Origin of the sequence: Pseudooceanicola lipolyticus (assembly GCF_002786325.1) — a bacterium.
In the GTDB taxonomy this organism is placed as follows: Bacteria; Pseudomonadota; Alphaproteobacteria; order Rhodobacterales; family Rhodobacteraceae; genus Pseudooceanicola_C; species Pseudooceanicola_C lipolyticus.
Genome location: NZ_PGTB01000192.1, coordinates 1 through 6375 on the forward strand (window position 1 = coordinate 1; position 6375 = coordinate 6375).

7 protein-coding genes and 1 tRNA gene are annotated in these 6375 nt (G+C 68.0%); 5 read left to right on the forward strand and 3 right to left on the reverse strand.

Annotation, left to right across the window (positions count from 1 at the left end; all coding sequences use genetic code 11):
- The 3 genes from CVM52_RS22665 to CVM52_RS22675 all read left to right on the forward strand — a co-directional run.
- A partial coding sequence (locus tag CVM52_RS22665; RefSeq protein ID WP_100164639.1) for a DUF1513 domain-containing protein occupies nucleotides 1–927 on the forward strand: 927 nt, incomplete at its 5' end.
- Between the two features lie 173 nt (nucleotides 928–1100).
- Nucleotides 1101–1775, forward strand: a complete 675-nt coding sequence (locus tag CVM52_RS22670) for a flavin reductase family protein (RefSeq protein WP_100164644.1) — start codon at nucleotides 1101–1103, stop codon at nucleotides 1773–1775.
- A gap of 131 nt (nucleotides 1776–1906) precedes the next feature.
- Complete coding sequence (locus tag CVM52_RS22675) at nucleotides 1907–3226, forward strand: MFS transporter (RefSeq protein WP_100164640.1); 1320 nt, start codon at nucleotides 1907–1909, stop codon at nucleotides 3224–3226.
- Nucleotides 3227–3336: 110 nt separating this feature from the next.
- On the opposite strand, the gene CVM52_RS22680 is transcribed toward CVM52_RS22675, so the two are convergent.
- Nucleotides 3337–3834 (reverse strand): cupin domain-containing protein, encoded by a 498-nt coding sequence (locus tag CVM52_RS22680; RefSeq protein ID WP_100164641.1) that lies wholly within the window; start codon nucleotides 3832–3834, stop codon nucleotides 3337–3339.
- A 92-nt stretch (nucleotides 3835–3926) separates the two neighbouring features.
- On the opposite strand from CVM52_RS22680, the gene CVM52_RS22685 reads away from it, so the two are divergent.
- Entirely contained in the window at nucleotides 3927–4517 is a 591-nt protein-coding gene (locus tag CVM52_RS22685; protein WP_100164642.1) for a TetR/AcrR family transcriptional regulator, read from the forward strand.
- Nucleotides 4518–4550: 33 nt separating this feature from the next.
- Here the strand turns inward: CVM52_RS22685 and CVM52_RS22690 are convergent.
- A tRNA-Met gene (locus tag CVM52_RS22690) sits at nucleotides 4551–4627 on the reverse strand.
- Nucleotides 4628–4681: 54 nt separating this feature from the next.
- Nucleotides 4682–5716 carry a uroporphyrinogen decarboxylase gene (gene hemE, locus CVM52_RS22695; RefSeq protein WP_100164645.1) on the reverse strand — a complete coding sequence of 345 codons (1035 nt, stop codon included), beginning with the start codon at nucleotides 5714–5716 and terminating at the stop codon, nucleotides 4682–4684.
- A gap of 105 nt (nucleotides 5717–5821) precedes the next feature.
- Here hemE and hemC point away from each other — a divergent pair.
- On the forward strand, nucleotides 5822–6375 hold a 554-nt coding region (gene hemC, locus CVM52_RS22700), incomplete at its 3' end, for a hydroxymethylbilane synthase (RefSeq protein WP_100164643.1).

Consider the following 6375-nt stretch of genomic DNA (forward strand, 5'->3'; position numbering starts at 1 on the left):
CGCGACCTGTTCCGCATCGCCCTGCCCGATCGCGGCCATGCGGCGGCCGCGCATCCGGTGGCGCCCGAGGCCGTCGCCTTTGCCCGGCGCCCCGGGCGTTTTGCACTGGTGATCGATTGCCTGGACGGGCGGCTGGCCCACCGGCTCGATGCACCGGCGGGGCGGCACTTCTACGGCCACGGCGCCTTTCTGCATGGGGGCGAGATCCTGGCAACCAGCGAAAGCGATTTCGAATCCGGCGCCGGCCGCATCGGGCTGTGGACACGTTCGCGCAATTATGCCCGGATCGGCGAAATCGCCTCGGGCGGGATCGGCCCGCACGATATCCGGGCATGGTCGGACGAGGTGCTGGTGGTGGCCAATGGCGGCATCCGCACCCATCCGGACAGCGGCCGGGCCAAGCTCAACCTGGCGACGATGCAGCCGAACCTGTCCTATGTCACGCTCTCGGGCGAGGTTCTGGACCAGGTGCAGCTGCCAGCCGACCTTAGGCAGAACTCGATCCGCCACCTTGCCCTTGCCCCGGATGGCCAGGTGGCCTTTGCGATGCAATGGGAGGGCGAACCCGGCGCCGCGACGCCGCTGCTTGGCCTGCACCGACGCGGCGCAGCGCCGGTCCTGGCGGCGGCTGATCTGGCCGAGCAATTGGCGATGCAGGGCTATGCCGGCAGCATCGCCTTTGCGGCGGATGGGTCTACTGTCGGCATCACCTCGCCGCGCGGCGGGCGATTGCATCTGTTCGACCGCGACGGCGGATTCATCGCCGCGTTTCGGCGCGCGGATATCTGCGGGCTTGCAGCCGGCCCGGCCGGCTTCGTTGCAACCGATGGCCTGGGCGGCGTGCTGCAGGGCACCGCGGCGGCGCTTGCGCCGCTCAGCACGGCCGAGCGCGCGTGGGACAACCACCTGGTGGCGATCGCCGGCTGAACGTGACCATCGGCCGATGCTGGCCAGCCTGGTCGAGGCACCCCGTTCCAAGGTCCGATCGGCACTCTCGCTCGCAGGGTTGAGGCCCATTCCTGCGACGATTGTATTCTAGATTCCTCGCACTTAGACACGATTTCAAAATCATGCCGCAGAAATTCGACGGAAGGAAAATCATGACCCGGTCCAGCGCGCACCACTGTTTCGATTTCTCGGCCCTGACACCGCGCGATGCCTATAAGGTGATGATCGGCACCATCGTGCCGCGCCCGATCGCCTGGGTGACCACGGTCTCGCCCGAGGGCGTGGTCAACGCCGCGCCCTATTCCTTTTTCAACTGCCTGTCCGCCGACCCGCCGATCCTGGCGCTGGGGGTCGAAAACAAGCCCGACCGCAGCTTCAAGGACACCGCCTACAACATCCGCATGACCGAATGTTTCACCGTCAACATCGTCGACCGCGCCAATGTCGAGGCGATGTCGGTCACCGCCGCCGGTTTCGAACCGGGGGTGGACGAGCTTGACATCGCCGGCCTGTCCGCAGTGCCCGGCGAAAAGGTTGCCTGCCCCCGCATCGCCGAGGCGCCGGTAGCCTTCGAGTGCGAACGCTATCTGGGCATCGCGGTCAGTTCCGCCCGCGAAATCATCCTGGGCCGCATCGTGATGGCCCATATCCGCGAGGACATCATCGACCCCGCGACCTGTTATTCGGACCACACCAAGCTGGACGCGATCGGCCGCATGGGTGGAAACGGCTATGCCGGCACCCTGGACTATTTCGACCGGCCGACGCCCACAGCCGAAGAGCTGTTGAACGGATCCGGGACCAAGGCGGCGTCCGGCAGCCGGTGATCGCCCGCGCCGCCCTCGGCCTCCGGCTTGAGAGCGCGCCAGGGCGCGGCTAGGCTTTTCGCATGTCAGATCGGGATCGCCTCGCCGCCCATGCGGAAGACGAGAGCCTGTCCCGCGCCGTGTGAGGCCCCATGTGGACCATTCTCGCCAACCGCACCTATCGCCACCTGTTCCTGGCCCAGGTGGTCGCTCTGCTGGGCACCGGGCTGGCCACCGTGGCGCTTGGTCTGCTGGCCTATGACCTGGCCGGGGACGGCGCGGCAATGGTGCTGGGCACGGTCTTTACCATCAAGATGCTGGCCTATGTCGGCATCGCCCCGCTGGCCGGCGCTTTGGCCGACCGGGTCGACCGGCGGGCCTTTCTTGTCGCGCTTGACCTGCTGCGGGCCGGCTGCGCCCTGGCGCTGCCCTTCGTGACCGAGATCTGGCAGGTCTATCTGCTGATCTTCCTACTGCAATCGGCCTCGGCCGCCTTCACCCCGACCTTCCAGGCGACGATTCCCGATGTTCTGCCGCAGGAGGATCGTTATACCCGGGCGCTGTCGCTGTCCCGGCTAGCCTATGACCTTGAAACCATCGCCAGCCCGGCGCTGGCCGCGCTGCTGTTGGCGGTGATGACCTATAACGCGCTATTCCTCGGCACGGTGGCAGGCTTCCTCGGCTCGGCCCTTCTGGTGGTGTCCGTCGTCCTGCCCAGCCCGAAACCGTCAAAGCCGCGCGGGATCTACGACCGCACCACGCGCGGCATCCGCATCTACCTTGCCACCCCACGGCTGCGCGGCCTGCTGGCCCTGAACCTCGCGGTGTCCGCCGCGGGCGCGATGGTTCTGGTGAACTCGGTGGTGCTGGTGCGCGGCACCTTGGGCCTGCCGGACAGCGCCCTGGCCTGGACGATGTTCGCCTTTGGCGCCGGATCGATGTCGGCGGCGCTGTTGCTGCCCCGGCTGCTGGACCGGCTGCCGGACCGACCAGTGATGTTGGCGGGCGCGGCGCTGATGGTGGCAAGCCTGGCCGGCCTTGCCGCGGTCATCGGCTGGACCGGGCTTGGCTGGCCCGCCCTGCTGGGCGCCTGGGGGCTCATCGGTATCGGCTATTCCAGCGTCTTGACCCCCTCAAGCCGGCTGTTGCGGCGATCCGCCCATGCCGAGGACCGACCCGCGGTTTTCGCCGCACAATTCGCCCTGTCCCATGCCTGCTGGCTGGGCAGCTATCCGTTGGCCGGCTGGCTGCTAACCCGTTTCGGCGCGGCTCCGGCACTGGTCGTGCTGGCCGGTGTCGCCGCTCTGGGCCTGCTCGCCGCCCGGCATCTCTGGCCGGCGCATGAAGCACCAGAGGTCGAACACACCCATGACAACCTGCCGCCGGACCACCCCCATATCCTGGGGCAAAAGCGGCACAGCCATCCCCTGGTTATCGATGACCGCCACCCGAAATGGGCGACGCATTTCTGAACGGGCAGATCAGCATCCGCTGTGGGGCGCGCAGATCATTCAAAATCATGAACTCGCCGCAAAATGCCGGTGGCGGCAGGGGCCGCCACCAACCGTCCGGGCCTGTCGGTTCACGCCGGCAACGGGCCCAGAATTTCCTGCCCGTATCGCGCCGCCGAGGCGACAAGCCGCGCAATGTCCGGTGCCGCAGCATCCGCCGCGCCACTGTCCTCGATCGGCTCGCTGTTTTCGACCACGAAGTCCGAGAAGCGGCCGCCCACGGTCAACAGCACCAGCCGGGCCGGCGTGGCGCTGATCACACGAAAGCCATGCGGCACGTCGCGCGGGCCGAAGGCAAAGCCACCGGCGCCCAGCACCGTCCGGCTGTCACCGACAAGCACCTCGACTTCTCCCTCGATCAGGTGAAACCACTCGTCCTCGTCATGATGCACGTGCCAGGGCGAGCTTTCGCCTGGCGGCAGCTGCAGTTCCACCGCGTGCAGCCCGCCGGTATCGGTTCCGTTGCCGAGAATGCGGGCAGTGAAGCTTAGAAAGCGCCGCGGCTGTGCCGCCGCTTTCTGCACCGGCACGGCAAGGGCCGGTGCCGGGATCGTCTGTTGCAAGGTCATCTCAGACTCCGACTTTACACCAAAGGCGGAATCGCCTAATTTGGTGAGAATAATTTTTCACGAAATTATCTTTTCGTCAATATGGAGCCGACATGCCCCGCAGCTATCGACAGTCCCGCCGCGCCGCGGCCCAGGACGAGACCCGCGCCAGGATCCTGGCCGCGACGATGGAACTGCATGTCGAACAGGGGGTGGCCACCACCTCCTTTCCCGATGTCGCGGCGCGGGCCGGCGTCGGCGCTGCCACCGTCTATCGGCATTTCCCGACCCCGGATTCGCTGGTCGAGGCCTGCGGCGCGCATGTCTGGGAGGAAATCGACCCGCCGCGGCCCGACCGCGCCGCCGCAACCTTTGCCGAGCTGGACTCGCGGGCCGACCGGCTGATCCGCCTCGCCGACACACTCGATGCCTTTTACACGCGGGCCCAGGCGCCGCTCTGGAGCGCTGTCCGCGATCAGGACCGCGTTGCGCCGCTGGCCGGTTTCCTTGCCGAGATCGGCAAGGGCGTCACCGCTTTCGTCGCTGAGGCGCTGCAGGAGGCGCCGCAGTCCGCCAACGTCAAACGCGCGGCGGCACTGGCCGATTTCACCGTCTGGCGCGCCTTGTCCCAGGCCGGCCACGACCCGCAGCAGCGCCGCCAGATCCTCGTCACCATCCTGCAAGCGACAACCCGCCGCGACTGAGCGCTGGCCCGGGAATTGATATTGGGAAAACTCTGGTAGCGGAGGAGGGACTTGAACCCCCGACACGCGGATTATGATTCCGCTGCTCTAACCAACTGAGCTACTCCGCCCCGAGTGCAGGCCACGTAAGGCAGGCACATCGGGGCGTCAAGAGCGAATCTGCCCTAGCCGCCGCGCAGTGTGTCGATCATCAGCTGCACATTGGCCGGATCGGCATCCGGGGTGATGCCGTGGCCCAAGTTGAAGATATGCGGCCCGCCGGCAAAGGCCTGCACCACCGCGCGGGTCTCGGCCACCAGTTCCGCGCCGCCGGTCACCATATGCGACGGCGCCAGATTGCCCTGCACGCAGCCGTCGCGCTGCACATGCGCCACCGCCCATTGCCGGTCCACCGCGTTGTCGAGCGCCACGCAATCCGCCCCGGTCGCACGGGCAAACCCGTCATAGCGCGCCCCGGCCTCGCGCGGGAAGGCAATCACCGGCACGTCCGGGTGACGGACCTTCAGCGCCGCGATGATCTCGGCGGTGGGCGCCACCGCGTAGCGGTCGAAGGCGGCACCGGTCAGCGACCCGGCCCAGCTGTCGAACAGCTTCACCACTTCGGCACCGGCGGCAATCTGCGCCGACAGGTATTCGATGGTCGCCGCGGTGATCCGTGCGATCAGCGCGTCAAACAGCGCCGGTTGCGCCGCCATCAGCGCATGGGCCGGCGCCTGGTCGGGCGTGCCCTGCCCGGCGATCATATAGGTCGCCACGGTCCAGGGCGCCCCGGCAAAGCCGATCAGCGCGGTTTCGGCCGGCAGTTCCCGCGTCAGGATGCGCAGCGTCTCATAGACCGGCGCCAAGGTCTCGTGCACCACCTCCGCCGGTTTCAGCGCGTCGAAATCGCCCTGTGCGGTCACCGTCGACAGGCGCGGCCCCTCGCCGGGCACGAACCACAAATCGGCGCCCAGCGCCTGCGGCACCAGCAGGATATCGGCAAACAGGATCGCCGCGTCAAAGCCATAGCGCCGGATCGGCTGCAGCGTCACCTCGGCGGCCAGGTCCGGGGTGTAGCACAGCGCCAGGAAATCGCCGGCCTTCTCGCGGGTGGCGCGGTATTCCGGCAGGTAGCGGCCGGCCTGCCGCATCATCCAGACCGGCGGCACCGCCTGGACCTCGCCCGCCAGCGCCCTCAGCAATGTCTTTTGCGATGTCATGACCTTCCCCCGCATGGCTGCCGGCGATGGGTCGGATCCCTGCCCCCGAATGTCAAGCGCCGCGCGCCGGTTGAACGGCCACAAAGACGCGACTAAAGACGGCACATGACCCTGCCTCTGCCCTCTCCCGCCGCGCCGCTGCGCATCGGCACCCGCGGTTCGCCGCTGGCGCTGGCCCAGGCCTATGAAACCCGCGACCGCCTTGCCGCCGCCTTCGACCTGCCGGGCGAGGCCTTCGAGATCGTCGCCATCACCACCACCGGCGACGCGGTGCAGGACCGGCCGCTCTCAGAGATCGGCGGCAAGGGTCTGTTCACCCGCGAGATCGAGCGCGACCTGCTGTCCGGCGCCATCGACCTGGCGGTGCATTCGATGAAGGACATGCCGGTGGAGCAACCCGCCGGGCTGGTGCTCGACACCTACCTGCCGCGCGAGGACCCGCGCGACGCTTTCGTCTCTCCGGCGCTGACCTCGATCGCGGCGCTGCCGCAGGGCGCGGTTGTCGGCACCTCCTCGCTGCGGCGCAAGGCGCAGGTGCTGCACCGCCGCCCCGACCTTGGGGTGGTGGAGTTCCGCGGCAATGTGCAGACCCGCCTGCGCAAGCTGGCCGAGGGCGTCGCCGACTGCACCTTCCTTGCCATGGCCGGGCTGAACCGGCT

Coding starts and splice junctions, on each gene's coding strand:
- CVM52_RS22670 (WP_100164644.1), top strand. CDS start 1,101: ATGACCCGGTCCAGCGCGCACCACTGTTTCGATTTCTCGGCCCTGACA.
- CVM52_RS22675 (WP_100164640.1), top strand. CDS start 1,907: ATGTGGACCATTCTCGCCAACCGCACCTATCGCCACCTGTTCCTGGCC.
- CVM52_RS22680 (WP_100164641.1), bottom strand. CDS start 3,834: ATGACCTTGCAACAGACGATCCCGGCACCGGCCCTTGCCGTGCCGGTG.
- CVM52_RS22685 (WP_100164642.1), top strand. CDS start 3,927: ATGCCCCGCAGCTATCGACAGTCCCGCCGCGCCGCGGCCCAGGACGAG.
- hemE (WP_100164645.1), bottom strand. CDS start 5,716: ATGACATCGCAAAAGACATTGCTGAGGGCGCTGGCGGGCGAGGTCCAG.